We start from the raw sequence: 18268 nt of genomic DNA, 5'->3' as shown, positions 1-18268 counted from the left end.
GATAACCGAATATTTAATTTTACTTATTCCATCCACTCTGTATGGAATACACCTTCTTTATCAGTACGCTTATAAGTATGCGCACCAAAATAATCGCGTTGAGCTTGGATTAAGTTTGCAGGTAACACTTCTGCACGATAGCTGTCGTAGTAAGAAATAGCCGCAGAGAAGGTTGGTGTAGGAATACCCGCTTGCACGCCATAACAAACAACATCACGTAGAGCTTGTTGGTAATCATCAGCAATTTGTTTGAAGTATGGTGCTAACAGCAGATTTGCGATGTTTGCATCTTCATTATAGGCATCAGTAATTTTTTGCAGGAATTGAGCACGAATAATACAACCCGCACGGAAAATCTTCGCGATTTCACCGTAGTTTAAATCCCAGCTATATTCATCTGATGCGGCTTTCAGTTGTTGGAAACCTTGCGCATAAGAGACAATTTTACCTAAATACAGTGCGCGACGAACATTTTCAATAAAGGCTTTTTTGTCACCAGAAAATGCTTTAGGTGTTGGGCCTGATAATACTTTTGATGCAGCAACACGTTGGTCTTTTAATGAAGAGATATACCGAGCAAATACAGATTCAGTGATAAGCGTGACAGGTACACCTAAATCTAAAGAACTTTGACTAGTCCATTTACCTGTACCTTTATTTGCCGCTTCATCAAGAATAACGTCAACAAGATATTTGCCTTCATCATCTTTTTTACGGAAAATATCTGCAGTGATTTCAATCAGATAGCTACTTAACTCACCTTGGTTCCACTCGGTAAAGGTTTCTGCCAATTCTTCGTTAGTTAGACCTAAAGAGTGTTTTAATACGGAATAGGCTTCTGCAATCAATTGCATATCACCGTATTCGATACCATTATGAACCATTTTCACATAGTGACCCGCACCATCAGCACCAATATAAGTTACACAAGGCTCGCCTTCAGCAACAGCTGCAATTTTCTCAAGGATTGGTGCGACTAATTCGTAAGCTTCTTTTTGTCCACCCGGCATGATTGAAGGGCCTTTTAATGCACCTTCTTCACCACCAGAAACACCTGTACCAATGAAATTAAAACCTTGTGCTGATAATTCACGGTTACGACGAATAGTATCTTTAAAGAATGTATTTCCGCCATCGATAAGGATATCGCCTTTATCTAAATGCGGTGTCAATGCAGCAATTGTTTTATCCGTTGCTTCACCCGCTTTTACCATTAATAAAATACGGCGCGGTTTTTCTAACGAATCAACAAACTCTTCAATAGAATAATTCGGAACCAGTTTTTTACCTGGATTTTCAGCGATAACTTCGTTGGTTTTATCGCTTGAGCGGTTGTAAATGGAGACAGTATAACCACGGCTTTCAATATTTAGCGCAAGATTACGTCCCATTACTGCCATACCAACCACGCCGATTTGCTGTTTTGACATGAAAATAACTCCCGTCTGAAAATAAACCTGCCAGTATCAATGTACTGACAATCTGTTAACCTGATCACATAGTAACGCACTCTCATCATTGGTGGTAGTTATTGATGCAATCGATATCGCACTCTTTCACATGAAATGAAATTATTACCTTTATATTAATAATAAATTATTGAAAAATTCCTGCAAATTGCTCATTATTCCCTTGTCGGCATATGCCGTCTTTATAGAAGGTAAAACAAACTGTATGGAATGGATCTTGGATCCGACGATTTGGGTAGGACTCTCCACCCTAATTGTTCTCGAAATCGTACTTGGTATTGATAACCTTGTTTTTATTGCTATTCTGGCAGATAAACTCCCAGCAAAACTAAGAGATAAAGCACGTATAACAGGCCTATTGTGTGCCTTACTTATGCGTATTGTGTTGTTATTTAGTCTCTCTTGGCTTATCACTCTGACAAAACCTCTTATCACACTGTTTGAGCATCCTTTCAGTGCAAGAGACTTAATTATGCTTCTCGGAGGGATATTCTTGCTGTTCAAAGCCACGATGGAGCTTAATGAACGGCTAGAAGGTAAAGACCACGGTGAGGGAAAACAACGCAAAACCACCAGCTTTTGGTCTGTTGTTGCCCAAATTATCGTACTGGATGCGGTATTCTCGCTTGACTCAGTAATAACCGCTGTGGGGATGGTTGATCATTTAGGCGTTATGATTGCGGCTGTTACTATCGCAATGATATTGATGATCCTGGCAAGTAAGCCTTTAACAAACTTCGTCAATAATCACCCAACCATTGTTATTTTGTGTTTAAGTTTCTTGCTGATGATCGGTTTCGCATTAGTTGCCGAAGGTTTTGGCTACGCCATTCCAAAAGGCTACTTATATGCAGCAATTGGCTTCTCTATCATGATAGAGGTCTTTAATCAGCTTGCACAATTTAATCGTCGCCGTTTCTTATCTGCCTCTCGTTCTTTACGTGAACGTACAGCAGAAGCGGTGTTACGCATTATTAATGGTAAACCTGAAACTTCAGAATTAGATCCTCACACCTCTGACCTAGTCTCTAGTTCAGAAGAAGTGTTTGATCCTCAAGAGCGCCAAATGATTGTGCGTGTGCTGGGTTTAAGTCAACGCAACGTTAACAGTATCATGACCTCTCGCCATGATGTTGAGTACGTCGATTTAAATGCAACGCAAGATGATATTCGCCAATTATTGGAAAAAGATCCGCACTCTCGCCTTGTGATCACCGATGAGCAATCTAGTGATGAACCTGTTGGTGTCGTTAATGTGATCCAGCTGTTGAACCAACAGCTACGTAATGAACCACTAGACTTACGTTTATTGGTCACACAACCGTTGATCTTCCCTGAAGGTCTATCACTGCTACAAGCATTAGAACAATTTCGAAGTGCGCATACTCACTTCGCGTTTGTCGTAGATGAATTCGGTTCAGTGGAAGGTATTGTTACATTAACTGACGTAATGGAAACCATTGCAGGTAACTTACCCGTCAGCTCTGAAGAAAACGACTCACGCCACGATTTAGCTCAAAATGAAGACGGTTCATGGACTGTTAACGGTTTTACACCACTTGAAGACTTAGTACTTTATATTCCAATCAAATTGGATGAAAAACGTGAATATGAAACCTTAGCAGGCTTATTAATGGAGCATTTACAACGTGTACCAAAAGTAGGTGAAAAAATCCTAATTGATGGTATTGAATTTGAGCCATTAGAAGTCAACAATCATCGAATTAATAAAGTTCGAATTGTGGAGCCTACACCGGAAGACGAAGAAAACGTGGACGAAGCGTAATCCCTGTCAAATAGCAAAATATCCGCCTTTAAGGCGGATATTTTTTATCTGAAAATTGTGTTTAATCGTGAGTGATATGAAAACCCATGCCTGTGTCAAAATCCTTTGGTTAACACCTCTTGAGAGAGAAAGGCAATCCCCCCTTTAACGGGCTTTGTTATGACATAACAAAACCCGCCAATAAAGATAAAATTAATTTTATTTCAATACACTAACAATTAACCTAATGTACTTGGTACAAGAATTTCAGTCGCAACAATAACAATAACCAGCCCAACTAATACGGGTACAGAAACACGTTTCATCACTTCAAATGGTGAAATTTTTGCCATACCGGATACCGCAACTACGACACCAGAAACAGGTGATAATGTACGCCCTAAGTTTGAAGCTTGTAACATTGGAATAGTTAAATAAGCAGGGTTAACACCCATGTTGCTTGCTAAACGAGGAATTAATTCAACAAAGGCATAGAATGGTGCATTACCCGAGCCGGTTGTCATCGCGGCTAACATGGTAATTAATACCAGAGCGATCATCATCACAATCGCACCTGAGCCTAATGACTGGGCCCCTTCAATTAAGGCGTTAATAAAGCCAACTGTTGTTAAGCCTTGAGCAAATACCCCTGCTGCCACTAATAACATAACAACTTGAACAAATGCATCTGCCATGCCACGGTAAGCAACCTCTAAACCTTCAAAAACTTGTTTGGCGCTAAAGCTACGAATAAATTCGATAATAGCCGCTAAAATCATACAGATGATAATAATGGCAACGATATGAAGTTCTGGTAACCATTTACCATCGAAAACTAAAACACCAATAATTGGTGTGAAAGGTAAAATCGCATAGAAACTTGGTGCGTGAGTTTTGATCTCATTCACGTCTAACATTTCTGTTTCGATATGCTCTTTACGGTCAAGATAACGCTGCCAAAAGAAGTGAGCGATACACATACCAATAATTGCAGCAATAGAGATAGGTAATGTGGTTTTAAAGGCGAAATCTATCAGTGGCATTTGAGAGGCTTCAGCGGCTAAAATAACATCACCTGATGTTGGCGCTAAAATAATAGAGGCTGGAGACGCACAAATTGCAGCAGCAGCCCCGCGACTAATTCCCATATTTACCATAACAGGGAACAGTGTTGCCATTAACAACACACCTAAGCCCGTTGCTGATGAAACAGCCAGAGACATTAAACATGCAACAATATAAGCCGCGACCATCAGAAGATAAGGTGAGTTGATCATTTTCAGTGGGCGTGATGCTAATTTTACTACAACATCATTTGCACCGATGTGTGTCATATAAGAAGCAAAGCCACACAGTATCATGATCATCATACCTAAATCGCCACCACGGCTCATTAGAAGATTTTTCACATACTCAACAATGTCAATTAATCCGTAGCCTGTCGCAGTCGCACTCGCAGGTAAAACAGCTCTACCCATAATAACGCTGATGATCAGTAATAACAGACCACCCGTCATTAACACACCCGTTGGTGAATAGCCTTTTACAATATAACGTCCAACACCCACTGCAACGAGGGCGCCGATAAGAATTTCAATCATTGGTTTATCCTGTCTAAAATAGTCATTTATAAAATGAAGTTTTTTATTTTTATCATCATTTTTGCGTTTAGTGCGATTGACACACTCTGCCCAAAGGCAACGTTGCAGTGTATGACATATATCAAAAAAAACGACTATTTTTTTACATAGATATAGCACGAATGCTTACTTTTCATTCAAAATATAAATTAAATGATAGATATAAAGCAAAAAGCACACAATTATCAAAATAGTGTGCTTTTATTAAGCGGTGATGACGTTAAAAGTCGTGAAATTAAATTTTCTTCAATAACTGATTGAGTGCTTTGACTTCAGGGCTTTCAGCGTCTTGTTTATTCAGCCAATTATCGATGGCTTGTTTTGCTTTTTGCTGTAATTGGTCACGCAATAATTTTTCAACATTGAGCTCATATTGCACCGCATTCCAATCCCCATAAAGCCTTAATGGAATATCTATTTTAGTCAGTTGGCGAATAAATTCGTTTTCTTTACCCCACCCCTTTTTAATATTAACCAATAGCGTCACATCAAGATCATGACGTTGAAGGTTAACGTTACCCTGCCCTTTAATTTGATAAGTATTAGCTTGAGCATCAAGTGAATTAACCGTCAACTGTCCTTTTGGCGTTAATTTAAATTGGGCAATAACATTATCTGCTTGAGTGTAACTTTCGATATTTTCAGGGTAAATCACTTTATCCGTTGCTTGAGCAATAGATTGCTGAATAACCTGAGGTACATTTAAGCCCTGCATTTTAAATTGAGTTAATGAGGTATTCAGTGTGCCCTGCCAGTAATGATAAAAGGCTTTTCGATTATATCCCGCACCTTCAACATTTCCTTTAGCTGAAATTAACCCACTGAAATTTTCAGGCTGATTAAATGCACGCAATAAGGGTTGTAAGGGAATATTGTTCATAGTGATATCCATACTGATATGAGCGGGCACTATACTGGTAGAAATCACGGTAGGAAGTGAAAAATCACCCTGAAGAATTTTTCCTGTTAAGGTTTGAATATTCAGCGATTTGGGATTATTTAGCGCATCAAGTTTAAAATAATTAATCTCCAAATCTTTATAAAGAAGCTTATTCAGTGCTAATTTCAGCGTAAATTCAATATTGCCCCAATGCGTTAAATCATATTCTTTATTTTCAATCGTCACTGAAGTAATAACCGGCTTGGCTATAATCGTTGCATTTGGAGCTGGAGCTGCATGTGCTGTATTGAATAATGAAAATGATGACGGTGTCTTATTATCTTTAAGGGACAATAATGCGGTTTCAGCTGTTTTAGCCGTAGCTAACTCTGGTAGCAACGTATTTAAATTTAATTGCTCACCTTTTAAATCGATCTGATAACGTGTTTTATCCGCAAATTCAGCACGAATATGGCCTTGTAGCTGACTGTCATTAGCGGTGAAATTTAAGTTATCAAATGAAATTTTTCTCATCCCCTCATTTTGGATCGTAAAATCTGAGGTTAAACTTCCTGTGATGCCATTTTCAGGGATTTCTACCCCGGATAAAACATAATCCAGCTGTGAGATATTACCGTTGATTTGGTAAGGATAGCTGCTCATATCCGCATTAGCGGCAACATTTAGCGTGATCTCACGACGATCACGATTCACTTTCGTGCTCATCTCAAGATTGACTTGTTTTTTATCGTCTGTTTTCAGCGATAAATTAATATCACGCAAATTAAGTTGCTCACCGTCTTTCATTTGCCAAATAATTAAGCTGTCTGAAATGTTTACTTTTGCGATATTCAACTGCCAGCTATTCGCCCTAGGCTCTATAACTGGATGAGAAGTATCTTTAGGTGTAGAGGGGGATGGTATTTTAGGAATGGCCTTACTTTCTGGTGTTTGACGAACGACAGCCCCTTTAAGCATAACTTCTTTTACTTCAAGTTGATGAGAGAGAAGCGGTAATAATTCAACATCCAGACGCATATTATCTGCTGTAATTAAAGGCATTTCAGCACCTGGTGCTGTTAATGACATTTTTCCACTAATAATACTCAGCTTTGGCCAAACATGCCAACGCATATCATCTTGCAATGTGAGTTTATAGCCACTTTGTTTTTCAACTCGTTCAACAAGATATCCACGGAAATCATTAGGGTTAATGAGTAAAACTAATGCTGTTAAGCCTGCCAAAATAACCACAAGCAAAATAGCCAGTGTTGTCAAAAACCTTTTCATATAATTACCCGCTTAGTGAACATGATAATGATGATCATAAAGATAGTTAATCTTCGCTAATCCGACTACCAACTGCACCTTGTTGATTTTTATATTTTGCATCTTGACGTCGATTATAAGGCCTATCAGCAGACCCCGACATAGGTTCAAAGCTTAATGCACCAATCACCATGCCCGGTCTTAATGCAAGGGGAAGTTTACCTGAATTAAAAAACTCTAATACGATTTGTCCATGCCAACCAGGATCAATACGATGTGCGGTAACATGTACCATCAAACCTAAACGTGCTAATGAGGAGCGTCCATCTAACCATCCCACTACATTGTCAGGCAAAGTGACCGATTCAAGTGTCACTGCCAACGCTAACTCACCAGGATGTAAATAAAAAGCTTCACCATCAGGTAACACAATTTCATCACTCATCACGCGTTCTAATGCGGCATTCACTTCAGCTTTTGGGCCACTCAGATCAATATAAGCAGCAGTATGTCCTTGGAAAACACGGAATTGATTTCCTAAGCGAACATCTGCTGTTGCGCCGTTAATTCGCTCGACAGGCGGGCGGGGTTCAATGACTAATTTACCTTCATCCAGCCACTGAATAATATCACGGTCGCATAATCGCATTTTATTTCCTTCCTCAAGTTAAATAGGCAGTTTCATCATGCATGAAAGCTGCCCCAAAATGAACCTATTATTCGCAAAACTGCCCAATTTTTGCTTTCAGAATATCAATCGCAACACGGTTTTTACCCCCTCTAGGTACAATAATATCGGCATATTGTTTAGAAGGTTCAATAAACTGGAAGAACATTGGACGAACTGTTTTATTATATTGTTCAATGACTGAGTCTAAGCTACGTCCACGTTCATTTACATCACGTTTAATTCTACGCATTAAGCAAATATCTAATGGGGTATCAACAAAGATAGAGAAATCCATCTCTTCGCGCAGGCGCTTATCGGTTAATAACAAAATACCTTCAATAATAATAACTTTTTTAGGTTTAAAAGGTATGGATTCTGTTTTGCGTGTGTGAGCAACGTAGTCATATTGAGGGAGTTCGATGGCATTTCCTGCTTTTAGTTCACACAAATGCTGGTATAAAAGTGCGTGATCCATCGAATTAGGGTGGTCATAATTGACCTTATATCGTTCTTCCATCGTCAAGTCACTTTGGTCACGATAATAACAATCTTCTGGTATCACACCGATATTATGATCACCTACTTGCGCTCTTAATTCACGGTAAAGTGTACTTGCAATAAGACTTTTACCCGAAGCAGAAGCTCCAGCGATACCTACAATTGTGCACTGATGTGCTGTGTCAGCCATAATCAAAAACCTGGTTTGAAATAAAAAGAGGGATAACGTAATAATATGTAAATATTACGCTAGCGCAGATTATAGTTTTGAAATCCTTCTGGTTCCAGAGTAAAACCAGAAATCTCTTTGTTTTTTATCAAAAACAGTCGGAAATCATATGTAAAAAATGGAAAGCCAAATGGCTTTCCATTTAAATTAACAAATAACGTCATGCATTATTCTACTGCGATTACACTGCGCGGAAAGAAATTTCCGTTGGGATTGCATCACCATCCCAATACATTTGAGCAGAAACGGTTGATGCTATTTCGCGATAAATATCGGCAAATTCACCTTCAGGATCACGCATAACAGTTGGCTGTCCACGGTCTAAGTCTTCACGTAAAGAGATATGAAGAGGGACTTGACCTAATAATTGGCAATGATATTTCTCTGCCAATTTTGCCGCACCACCTGTACCAAAGATAGGTTCAAGGTGACCACAGTTACTACAAATATGTGCACTCATGTTTTCAATAATACCTAATACAGGCACATTGACTTTCTTAAACATGACAATCCCTTTCATCGCATCCACCAATGCAATATCTTGTGGTGTTGTTACCACAACGGCCGCAGTTACAGGGATGTTTTGGGATAAGGTTAATTGAATATCACCAGTTCCCGGTGGCATATCGATAACGAGATAATCTAAGTCGGGCCATAGCGTATCTTGGAGCATTTGCATTAACGCTTTGCTCGCCATAGGTCCACGCCATACCATCGCGTTATCGTCAGTGACTAAATAACCGATAGAGTTAGACGCTAATCCATAAGCCATAATTGGTGCCATATGTTGTCCATCAGGGGACGTAGGACGCTCCATTGTGGTACCTAACATATTAGGAATAGACGGACCATAAATATCTGCATCAAGAATACCCACTTTAGCACCTTCTTGTGCAAGGGCTAGTGCAAGGTTAACGGCTGTACTTGATTTACCTACACCACCTTTACCAGAGCTCACAGCAAGAATATTACGCACACCATTAACACCGGGCAGATCATTTGCACGACGTAAGGTTGAAATATTATGTTTGAGCTTCCATTCAATCGCTTTTGCGCCAGTGATATTACGAAGTTCAGCTGTTTTTTCTTCAATTAGCACTTGGAATGGTTTTTTCCAAACAAACGGCATCACTAACTCGATATGAAGAACATCGTCAATCATCGCACATTGATGTAATGCTTTTAGAGAAAGCAGATTACGTTTCAATGTCGGGTGTTCAAAAGTAGACAAGACACCTGAAACTTTTTCGTTCAGAATCTCAGGGGTGGTCTGCTCGGGGGATTTATCACTCATCCCGGCTCCTCTCGTTTTCATTATTTATTAAATATATGAGTGTATCTATCATATCAGATAGTAGATGACTACGATAATGCCTTACCTCAATTTGCCAACTGAAATTTCTCTTGCAAAAACTCCATTATTGCCCTAGCGACATCATGACGGATCGGTTAACATCAAAGCCCCTTTATTAATTTTATGGAAGTAAGATCCTTACTATGTCTCACGTCGCGAATAAATTATTGGTAACCTGCGCGTTACCTTATGCTAACGGTTCAATTCATCTCGGTCATATCCTTGAGCACATTCAGGCAGATATCTGGGTCCGTTATCAACGAATGCGCGGCAAAGAAGTTCATTTCATCTGCGCTGACGATGCTCACGGCACACCAATTATGCTAAAGGCACAACAACTGGGTATTACCCCAGAAGCCATGATTGAAGAAATGAGCAAAGAGCATCAACAGGATTTTGCTGGCTTCAATATCAGTTATGATAATTATCACTCTACTCACAGTGAAGAAAGTCGCCAATTATCGACTAAAATTTATCTGGCACTGAAAAAGAATGGCCACATCAAAAGCAAAACGATTTCTCAGCTTTATGATGAAGAAAAAGGCATGTTCTTACCTGACCGTTTTGTGAAAGGCACTTGTCCTAAATGTAAAGCACAAGATCAATACGGTGATAACTGTGAAGTGTGTGGCTCAACTTACAGCCCAACAGAATTAATTAATCCACGTTCTGTCGTTTCAGGATCAACTCCTGTCATGCGTGAAACAGAACACTATTTCTTTGACTTACCTGCATTTAGCAACATGTTACAAGATTGGATACGCTCTGGCGCACTGCAAGAGCAAGTTGCAAATAAAATGCAAGAGTGGTTCGACAGCGGTTTACAACAATGGGATATCACTCGTGATGCACCCTATTTCGGTTTCGAAATTCCAGATGCTCCGGGTAAATATTTCTATGTATGGCTAGATGCACCGATTGGCTACATGAGCTCATTTTTAAACTTATGTGAAAAACGGGGTGACTTAAGTTTCGATGAGTTTTGGAATAAAGACAGCAAAACTGACCTTTATCACTTTATTGGTAAAGATATTGTCTATTTCCACAGTTTATTCTGGCCTGCCATGTTAGAAGGTAGCGAATATCGTAAACCAACGAACCTGTTTGTTCATGGTTATGTCACTGTAAATGGCGCGAAGATGTCTAAATCTCGTGGCACCTTTATTACAGCGCGTGCTTACCTTGATCATTTTGATGCTGATTGCCTGCGTTACTACTATGCAGCCAAACTTTCATCACGCATTGACGATATTGATCTAAACTTAGAAGACTTTGTTCAACGCGTAAACAGCGACATTGTAAATAAAGTCGTTAATCTAGCATCGCGTACTGCGGGTTTTATCAGCAAACGTTTTGATGGCAAATTAGCAGATACTTTAGATGATGCTAAGCTTTATCAACACTTCGTTGATATGCAAGACACCATTGCTCAATCATTTGAAAACCGTGAATTTGGTAAAGCCATTCGTGAAATTATGGCATTAGCTGACGAAGCTAACCGTTATATCGACGAAAAAGCGCCGTGGGTCGTAGCAAAACAAGAAGGTCAAGATGCTCAGTTACAAGCAATCTGTACCATGGGGATTAACTTATTCCGAGTACTGATGACGTATCTGAAACCTGTATTACCTTCACTGACAGAACGTTCAGAAGCATTTTTACAAACCCAATTAACATGGAATGCTCTTGCACAACCGCTATTAGGCCAAGAAATTACAAAATTCAAAGCGCTGTTTAATCGTATTGAAATGGATAAAGCTAATGCGATGGTTGAAGCATCTAAAAGCACCATTGCGCCAGTAAAAGAAGTCACTGGCCCATTAGCAGATTCACCTATTCAAGAAACGATTAAGTTTGATGATTTTGCAAAAATCGATATGCGTATCGCTGAAATTAAACTAGCGGATTTTGTTGAAGGCTCAGACAAACTGCTGAAATTAGTTTTAGACTTAGGTGGCGAAACTCGCCAAGTATTTTCAGGTATTCGTACTGCATACCCAGATCCTAAAGTGTTAGAAGGTCGCTTGACGGTGATGGTGGCAAACTTAGCACCTCGTAAAATGCGTTTTGGTATTTCAGAAGGCATGGTCATGGCCGCAGGTCCAGGCGATAAAGATATCTTCTTACTTAGCCCAGACTCTGGTGCAAAACCAGGTCAACAAGTGAAATAACAACCAAGATTCATTTGCCAAACAAATAAATGGCGGGGTTCTATTAGAGCCCCGCTCTTTTTTTATTGTGATCCATAGCACACTTTCAAAATCGGTGTATGATAATTCTGTTAGTTGATTTGGGACACTTACTTATGAAATCTAAACGGGCACGATTGCAGATTACACTTTGGCATTATCTACGATCTTTTTTGGTTCTTTATCTTTGTCTTTTTGCAGGTAATCTTATTTCCGCCCTTCTACCCTTTGCGGTTCCTGGTAGTATTGTTGGCTTACTCATCCTTTTTGGTTTACTTGCTTTCCAACTTATTCCTTTACGTTGGGTCAAACCTGGCGCCAATATACTGTTAAAAAATATGTCATTGCTCTTTATCCCTATCGGGGTAGCCGTAATGAATTATTATGATTTATTAAGCCAGCAACTTTTCCCTATCGTTTTATCCTGTGTAGTCAGTACTTTTGGGGTTATGGCACTGGTTGCTTACTGTTCACATTATGTCCATCGTGAGCGTGTTATCGTGGGTTCAAAACCAGACTTAGTGGAAGATGTTATTGAAACAAAAGAAAAAGATGATGATAAAGCATTAAGTGAGAAGAAAAAATGTTAGTGTTAATGAATATTTGGTGGTCACTTCCTTTAACCATAATTATCTTTTATTTATCACGTAAGCTTGCTGCTCGTTATAAATTACCTATATTGAACCCTTTACTTATTGGTATTGCGGTTATTATTCCTATCTTGTTAATTACACATACGCCATACGAACACTATTTCGCGGGTAGTCGTATTTTAAATGATTTATTACAACCTGCCGTTGTGGCTTTAGCTATCCCGCTTTATCAGCAATTACACCAAATTCGCGCACAGTGGAAGTCACTGATAAGCATTTGCTTTATTGGTAGTGTTGCTGCAATGGTCAGTGGTACTGCGATTGCCTTATGGGCAGGAGCAACACCTGAAATTGCCGCATCAGTCTTACCTAAATCGGTCACAACCCCTATCGCAATGGCTGTCGCAGACTCTATAGGTGGTATTCCTGCAATCAGTGCTGCATGTGTTATTGCAGTAGGTATTTTAGGTGCCATTTTTGGTCACACTCTATTCAAGATATTGCGTATTCCCACTCACGCCTCTCGTGGTTTAGCAATGGGAACCGTTTCTCACGCAGTCGGAACAGCAAGAGCCGCAGAAGTGGATTATATCGAAGGTGCTTACAGTTCATTGGCATTAATGACCTGTGGGATTATTACATCCCTTACTGCGCCATTTATCTTCCCTATTATTTTGCATCTTTATAGTTGATATCTTTCTTACTCTCCATTCTTAAATCCCCGATTTAATTAAATTTATTTCGGGGATTTTTACTATAAATTTGAGATACATCTCTCAATTAATGAATTTGTTGCAATTGTTTCATTGAAAATATGATTTTCATCACATATAAGAATGGGTAAAGATGCCTAGAATCTTATAATACAGAAAGATTAATGGGAGACTCATGTATGCATACTCGTTTTCAGGCAGTTTGGTCAGATTTATCCCCTCAGTTACAACAAGCACTTGCTCCTTATCTTGAGCAGGATGAATTTCCTGCAATGTTTACGGCAGAGCAGGTCAACGCCATAAAAACACAGTTACAATGTAATGATGATGCCTTAGCCCTAGCACTTTTACCGGTTGCTGCTGCTTGTGCTGTTGCACCCATCTCTAATTTTAAAGTCGGTGCAGTTGCGCGTGGTGAAAGTGGTAATCTCTACTTCGGTGCCAATATGGAATTCGCTGGTGCACCACTACAACAAACCGTCCATGCTGAACAAAGTGCGGTAACTCACGCATGGTTACGTGGCGAATCTCGCTTAATCTCAATCACTGTTAACTATACACCTTGTGGTCATTGTCGCCAGTTTATGAATGAGCTCAACAGTGGCACTCACATTCAAATTCAATTACCAGGTAGAAAATTGGCAACATTGGGAGATTATTTACCCGATAGCTTTGGTCCAAAAGATCTCAATATTACTTCACTATTGATGGATAAAGTTAATCACGACTACAAAATTGATAATCCTAGTGAATTAGCGCAACAAGCGCTACAAGCCACTAATCGTAGCCATGCGCCTTATAGCGAGTCGCATAGTGGTATTGCCGTTCAAATGAAAAATGGCAAAATTTTCCAAGGTAGTTACGCAGAAAATGCTGCATTCAATCCAAGTTTACCGCCATTACAAGCAGCTTTAATTTTGTTAAATATGGCAGGTGAGAGTGTGATGGATATTGAATCGGCTGTCTTAATCGAAAAAGCAGAGACAATTTTAACGCAATGGGATGCAACACAAGCAACATTAACTGCTTTAGGTTGTCGCCAAATGCAACGCATCACTTTGTAAAAAGTTTTAACTTATTCCTCTAAAAATCTCTCTTAAAAAAGCATCAGCATGTAAATTTTGCTGATGCTTACCAGAAAAAGTTGTAACAACCGTATCTATCTCTCATTTCTAAGCATAAAAATCATAAAAAAATAACATAAGCTGTACATATTTTTATTATTTTGTAGGATCTACAATTGTCATGTGACTAACTGCCTTACAAGAGTATTTTTCATGGAACTGGAACACGAAAGTAAACGCCCTCTCTACATCCCGTATGCAGGCCCAATCCTGCTTGAATTTCCCCTGTTAAATAAAGGTAGTGCTTTCAGCGAAGAAGAACGCAGCACCTTTAACTTACATGGTTTACTGCCTGAAGCAGTTGAAACTATTGAAGAGCAGGTTGAACGCGCTTATCGCCAATATCTTGATTTCAAAAACGATAACGATAAACACATTTACCTAAGAAACATCCAAGATACCAATGAAACCCTGTTTTATCGTTTATTGGAATCTCACCTGACTGAAATGATGCCAATCATTTACACACCAACAGTGGGTGAAGCTTGTGAACATTTCTCTGATATTTATCGTCGTGCTCGTGGCTTGTTTATCTCTTATCCTAACCGTGCCAATATCGACGATATGCTACAAAACGCCACTAAACAAAATGTAAAAGTAATTGTTGTTACTGATGGCGAACGTATTCTTGGTTTAGGTGACCAAGGTATCGGCGGTATGGGAATTCCTATCGGTAAACTCTCTTTATATACCGCGTGTGGCGGTATCAGCCCCGCGTACACACTGCCTGTTGTACTTGATGTTGGTACTAATAACCCACAGCGTTTAAACGATCCACTGTATATGGGATGGCGCCATCCTCGTATTACTGGTGATGAATATAACGAGTTCGTTGATGAATTTATTCAAGCGGTTAAACGTCGCTGGCCAAATGTTTTACTGCAATTTGAAGACTTCGCGCAAAAAAATGCAATGCCTTTACTAAACCGTTATCGTGATGAGTTATGTTGTTTTAACGATGATATTCAAGGTACTGCGTCTGTTACCTTAGGGAGTCTGATTGCAGCTAGTCGTGCTGCAGGTCGTCAATTAAAAGACCAAACCGTCACTTTCTTAGGTGCAGGCTCCGCAGGTTGTGGTATTGCTGAGCAAATCATTGCCCAAATGAAATCTGAAGGCTTAAGCGATGAACAAGCGCGTAAGCGTATCTTCATGGTTGACCGTTTTGGCTTATTAACAGATAAACTGCCAAATTTACTTGATTTCCAAAGCAAACTTATCCAAAAAAGTGAAACTCTTGCTAATTGGGAAACTGAAAGCGATGCGATTTCACTGTTAGAAGTGGTTAAGAATGCAAAACCAACGATCCTAATTGGTGTATCAGGACAAGCAGGGTTATTCACTGAAGAAATTATTCGTGAAATGCACAAACACTGTGAACGCCCTATCGTGATGCCATTATCTAACCCAACTTCACGTGTTGAAGCGCGCCCTGAAGATATTATCAATTGGACGGATGGCCAAGCTTTAGTTGCAACGGGTAGCCCATTTGCACCTGTAAAATACAAAGATAAAGAGTATCCAATTGCACAATGTAATAACTCTTATATCTTCCCAGGCATTGGGTTAGGTGTTATTGCCTGTGGTGCTAAACGTGTGACTGATGCCATGTTAATGGTTGCAAGTCGTGCATTAGCTGATTGCTCACCAATGGCAAAAGACGGTAATGGCTCTCTATTACCTTTACTGGCAGATATTCAACAAGTTTCGCGTTATATTGCAAAACAAGTTGCAAAGGAAGCACAAGTCCAAGGTGTTGCTACTGTCACCTCAGATTCGGCTTTAGAAGAAGCGATTGAACGTAATTATTGGCAACCTGAATACCGCATTTATAAAAGAACGTCATTCTAAGTCAGTTTTTGTCACTAAGTACCATTCTGAAAAGCGCGTCATTACTTAATATGAGGCGCTTTTTTCTTGCTTCCCTATCTCCGCTCAAGTAGCCTTAAGCATTATTAAAGTCATGCGTCATTAAGGCAAGGACATGCTAAAACGCCTCATTTATCTCTTTCTTACACTGTTTATTCTACTTGCTGTCACGCTAATTGCCTGCGATCGCTGGATCGGGTGGAAAACAAGCCCTTATATCTTTGAAGATATTGATAAATTACCCGCTAAAAAAGTGGGAATGGTTTTGGGTACATCCAAATACTACACCAGTGGTTACATTAATCAATTTTATCAATATCGCATACAGGGTGCTGTTAATGCCTATAATAGTGGTAAAATTCAATATTTATTGTTAAGTGGAGATAATGCAAAGCATAGCTATAACGAGCCTAATACGATGCGTAAAGATCTCATTAAAGCAGGTATTCCAGCTTCTCGTATCGTAATGGATTTTGCAGGATTCAGAACACTAGATTCTGTTGTGCGGACAAAGGAAGTCTTTGGCACGGATGGCTTTACTATTATTACCCAACGTTTTCATTGCGAACGCGCCGTTTTTATTGCTCTTGAAAAAGGGATTGATGCACAATGTTTCGCTGTTGCATCCCCAAAAAGTATGTTTAAAGTACGTATACGTGAAGTATTTGCCAGAGCGGGTGCAATGATTGATGTGTATATTTTAAACCGTGAGCCACGCTTTTTAGGGCCACCAGAAACCATTCCTGCGATACAATCTATTCCTGATGGCATAAAAGGATATCCTGCAGTTTCACCAGAGGAAGTAGAATCACTTCCTCTGAGTGACAATAATCAGGAGAAAAACTAAAAGAATTGCGCTAATTTTGTAGCTGATTTGCGCCAAATCCACTCTATTGGACCTTGTGGAAAATAACGTAGCCAAATTATGGCAAAAGCAACATTGATTGCCCAAATAACCACAACAAAAGGCATCAGTTCAGGTAGGGTAAATTGGTTAAATAATCCCATGCGCTGAAACAAAATGATGCCAATAAGACTTTGCATTAAATAGGTCGTTAGCGCCATTTTTCCTACACAGCGTAAAGCATAAGCAAAATAGGAGTGCTGAATGATATCCCAGCTCCAATAAAAAAGCGCCACATACCCCAAACTTTGTATTACTTGGATCAACATAGTCAAAGGTTGCGCCCAAACCGCTGCCCAGAGATAATCCCAATCAAGAAAATAATCCACCAGTACAATAACCGTTTGTAAGCTTAAACTGATTGTGAGGAAAAAAAACGCTACATTCCCATAATGGGAACGACTAAATTTCTGCTGTAACCAGCCAGATGCCATTAATGCAGCGCCCATCAGCATAGCACCAAACAAAAACCAGCTATATTGGCGTACTAAATTAAAGATAAAAAGGCTAAATTCACTCAAGCGATAATAGACACTATTTAAATAAGATCCTGTTTTCCAATCTGATTCAGCCAATTGAGAATAGGGTGTGCTATACCAAACAGTATCAATAAAATCGCGATAATAATAAAATAGAGCACCCAATATAAGAGCGCCACAAAAATAGAGTATTGCACCCAATATAAATTGGTGCTTTATTGTCATTGATTTGATAAAAGCAAAAACAAATAAACCACACACACTGTATGGGAATAAAATATCCCCTTCCCAAATAAATAATGTATGAATAACACCAATCAACGCTAACACAATTAAGCGTGATAAATTAAAGCGTGTGCCTTTGCGTAAAAGCAAATAAAGCGTACCACCAAATAGTAATGCAAAAATAAAGAGGAACTTGCCTTGAGCAAAGAGATTTAATGCCATCCATGTTATACGATCACCAAAAGAAGCTTCCCCCGAATGTAAAGGGTTAAAGGAAGCCACTCTTAATAATGCAAAACCTGAAATATTGAGCAATAAAATGCCAAGGATCGCCATTCCTCTCAACGCATCAAGCGATTCGATACGTTGATGAGACGATTCATTCATTTTTATTTAAA

Annotated in this window: 14 protein-coding genes; 7 read left to right on the top strand and 7 right to left on the bottom strand. The window is 39.3% G+C overall.

Annotated features, from left to right (window positions below):
• Positions 1-23 precede the first annotated feature (23 nt).
• A complete protein-coding gene (gene gndA, locus GWJ05_RS17215; RefSeq protein ID WP_036938234.1) occupies positions 24-1430 on the bottom strand; it encodes an NADP-dependent phosphogluconate dehydrogenase in 1407 nt (468 codons plus the stop codon).
• A gap of 244 nt (positions 1431-1674) precedes the next feature.
• Here gndA and GWJ05_RS17210 point away from each other — a divergent pair, with 244 nt between their 5' ends.
• The gene (locus GWJ05_RS17210; RefSeq protein ID WP_036938236.1) at positions 1675-3255 is read left to right on the top strand and encodes a TerC family protein; all 1581 of its coding nucleotides are present in this window, start codon (positions 1675-1677) and stop codon (positions 3253-3255) included.
• A 218-nt stretch (positions 3256-3473) separates the two neighbouring features.
• Here the strand turns inward: GWJ05_RS17210 and dcuC are convergent, their stop codons facing one another.
• The 5 genes from dcuC to apbC all read right to left on the bottom strand — a co-directional run bounded on the left by dcuC (position 3474) and on the right by apbC (position 9714).
• Entirely contained in the window at positions 3474-4835 is a 1362-nt protein-coding gene (gene dcuC, locus GWJ05_RS17205; protein ID WP_161681520.1) for an anaerobic C4-dicarboxylate transporter DcuC, read from the bottom strand.
• Between the two features lie 274 nt (positions 4836-5109).
• Positions 5110-7044: an outer membrane assembly protein AsmA gene (gene asmA / locus GWJ05_RS17200; protein WP_115370384.1), complete on the bottom strand. Its 1935-nt coding sequence runs from the start codon at positions 7042-7044 to the stop codon at positions 5110-5112.
• Between the two features lie 46 nt (positions 7045-7090).
• On the bottom strand, positions 7091-7672 hold the full coding sequence (gene dcd, locus GWJ05_RS17195; protein ID WP_036938245.1) for a dCTP deaminase: 582 nt from the start codon (positions 7670-7672) through the stop codon (positions 7091-7093).
• Positions 7673-7739: 67 nt separating this feature from the next.
• Positions 7740-8381, bottom strand: coding sequence for a uridine kinase (gene udk, locus GWJ05_RS17190; protein ID WP_036938247.1), 642 nt, complete (start codon positions 8379-8381; stop codon positions 7740-7742).
• Between the two features lie 220 nt (positions 8382-8601).
• A complete protein-coding gene (gene apbC, locus GWJ05_RS17185; protein ID WP_036912151.1) occupies positions 8602-9714 on the bottom strand; it encodes an iron-sulfur cluster carrier protein ApbC in 1113 nt (370 codons plus the stop codon).
• A gap of 203 nt (positions 9715-9917) precedes the next feature.
• On the opposite strand from apbC, the gene metG reads away from it, so the two are divergent.
• From metG to sanA, 6 genes are all read left to right on the top strand, one after another.
• On the top strand, positions 9918-11945 hold the full coding sequence (metG, locus tag GWJ05_RS17180; RefSeq protein ID WP_036938249.1) for a methionine--tRNA ligase: 2028 nt from the start codon (positions 9918-9920) through the stop codon (positions 11943-11945).
• Positions 11946-12079: 134 nt separating this feature from the next.
• Positions 12080-12553: a CidA/LrgA family protein gene (locus tag GWJ05_RS17175; protein WP_036938252.1), complete on the top strand. Its 474-nt coding sequence runs from the start codon at positions 12080-12082 to the stop codon at positions 12551-12553.
• Positions 12547-13248 carry a CidB/LrgB family autolysis modulator gene (locus GWJ05_RS17170; RefSeq protein ID WP_179951907.1) on the top strand — a complete coding sequence of 234 codons (702 nt, stop codon included), beginning with the start codon at positions 12547-12549 and terminating at the stop codon, positions 13246-13248. The genes GWJ05_RS17175 and GWJ05_RS17170 overlap by 7 nt, the downstream gene beginning before the upstream one ends.
• Positions 13249-13448: 200 nt before the next feature.
• Positions 13449-14333, top strand: coding sequence for a cytidine deaminase (gene cdd / locus GWJ05_RS17165; protein ID WP_036938255.1), 885 nt, complete (start codon positions 13449-13451; stop codon positions 14331-14333).
• A gap of 213 nt (positions 14334-14546) precedes the next feature.
• Positions 14547-16244, top strand: a complete 1698-nt coding sequence (locus tag GWJ05_RS17160) for an NAD-dependent malic enzyme (RefSeq protein ID WP_036938258.1) — start codon at positions 14547-14549, stop codon at positions 16242-16244.
• Positions 16245-16377: 133 nt separating this feature from the next.
• Positions 16378-17109: an outer membrane permeability protein SanA gene (gene sanA / locus GWJ05_RS17155; RefSeq protein WP_036938261.1), complete on the top strand. Its 732-nt coding sequence runs from the start codon at positions 16378-16380 to the stop codon at positions 17107-17109.
• Here the strand turns inward: sanA and yeiB are convergent.
• Positions 17106-18257, bottom strand: coding sequence for a DUF418 domain-containing protein YeiB (gene yeiB / locus GWJ05_RS17150; protein WP_036938263.1), 1152 nt, complete (start codon positions 18255-18257; stop codon positions 17106-17108). The two genes, sanA and yeiB, sit on opposite strands and share 4 nt — an antisense overlap.
• Positions 18258-18268 lie beyond the last annotated feature (11 nt).

Origin of the sequence: Proteus sp. G2626 (genome assembly GCF_009915985.1) — a bacterium.
In the GTDB taxonomy this organism is placed as follows: Bacteria; Pseudomonadota; Gammaproteobacteria; order Enterobacterales; family Enterobacteriaceae; genus Proteus; species Proteus vulgaris.
Note: the sequence above shows the minus strand (reverse complement) of the source record. Positions and strands in the feature narration are given on the sequence as shown.

Excerpts from the sequence above, each read along its gene's own strand:
- GWJ05_RS17210 (WP_036938236.1), top strand. The coding sequence starts at position 1,675 with ATGGAATGGATCTTGGATCCGACGATTTGGGTAGGACTCTCCACCCTA.
- apbC (WP_036912151.1), bottom strand. The coding sequence starts at position 9,714 with ATGAGTGATAAATCCCCCGAGCAGACCACCCCTGAGATTCTGAACGAA.
- metG (WP_036938249.1), top strand. The coding sequence starts at position 9,918 with ATGTCTCACGTCGCGAATAAATTATTGGTAACCTGCGCGTTACCTTAT.
- gndA (WP_036938234.1), bottom strand. The coding sequence starts at position 1,430 with ATGTCAAAACAGCAAATCGGCGTGGTTGGTATGGCAGTAATGGGACGT.
- yeiB (WP_036938263.1), bottom strand. The coding sequence starts at position 18,257 with ATGAATGAATCGTCTCATCAACGTATCGAATCGCTTGATGCGTTGAGA.
- dcuC (WP_161681520.1), bottom strand. The coding sequence starts at position 4,835 with ATGATTGAAATTCTTATCGGCGCCCTCGTTGCAGTGGGTGTTGGACGT.
- GWJ05_RS17160 (WP_036938258.1), top strand. The coding sequence starts at position 14,547 with ATGGAACTGGAACACGAAAGTAAACGCCCTCTCTACATCCCGTATGCA.
- GWJ05_RS17170 (WP_179951907.1), top strand. The coding sequence starts at position 12,547 with ATGTTAGTGTTAATGAATATTTGGTGGTCACTTCCTTTAACCATAATT.
- cdd (WP_036938255.1), top strand. The coding sequence starts at position 13,449 with ATGCATACTCGTTTTCAGGCAGTTTGGTCAGATTTATCCCCTCAGTTA.
- GWJ05_RS17175 (WP_036938252.1), top strand. The coding sequence starts at position 12,080 with ATGAAATCTAAACGGGCACGATTGCAGATTACACTTTGGCATTATCTA.
- udk (WP_036938247.1), bottom strand. The coding sequence starts at position 8,381 with ATGGCTGACACAGCACATCAGTGCACAATTGTAGGTATCGCTGGAGCT.
- sanA (WP_036938261.1), top strand. The coding sequence starts at position 16,378 with ATGCTAAAACGCCTCATTTATCTCTTTCTTACACTGTTTATTCTACTT.
- dcd (WP_036938245.1), bottom strand. The coding sequence starts at position 7,672 with ATGCGATTATGCGACCGTGATATTATTCAGTGGCTGGATGAAGGTAAA.
- asmA (WP_115370384.1), bottom strand. The coding sequence starts at position 7,044 with ATGAAAAGGTTTTTGACAACACTGGCTATTTTGCTTGTGGTTATTTTG.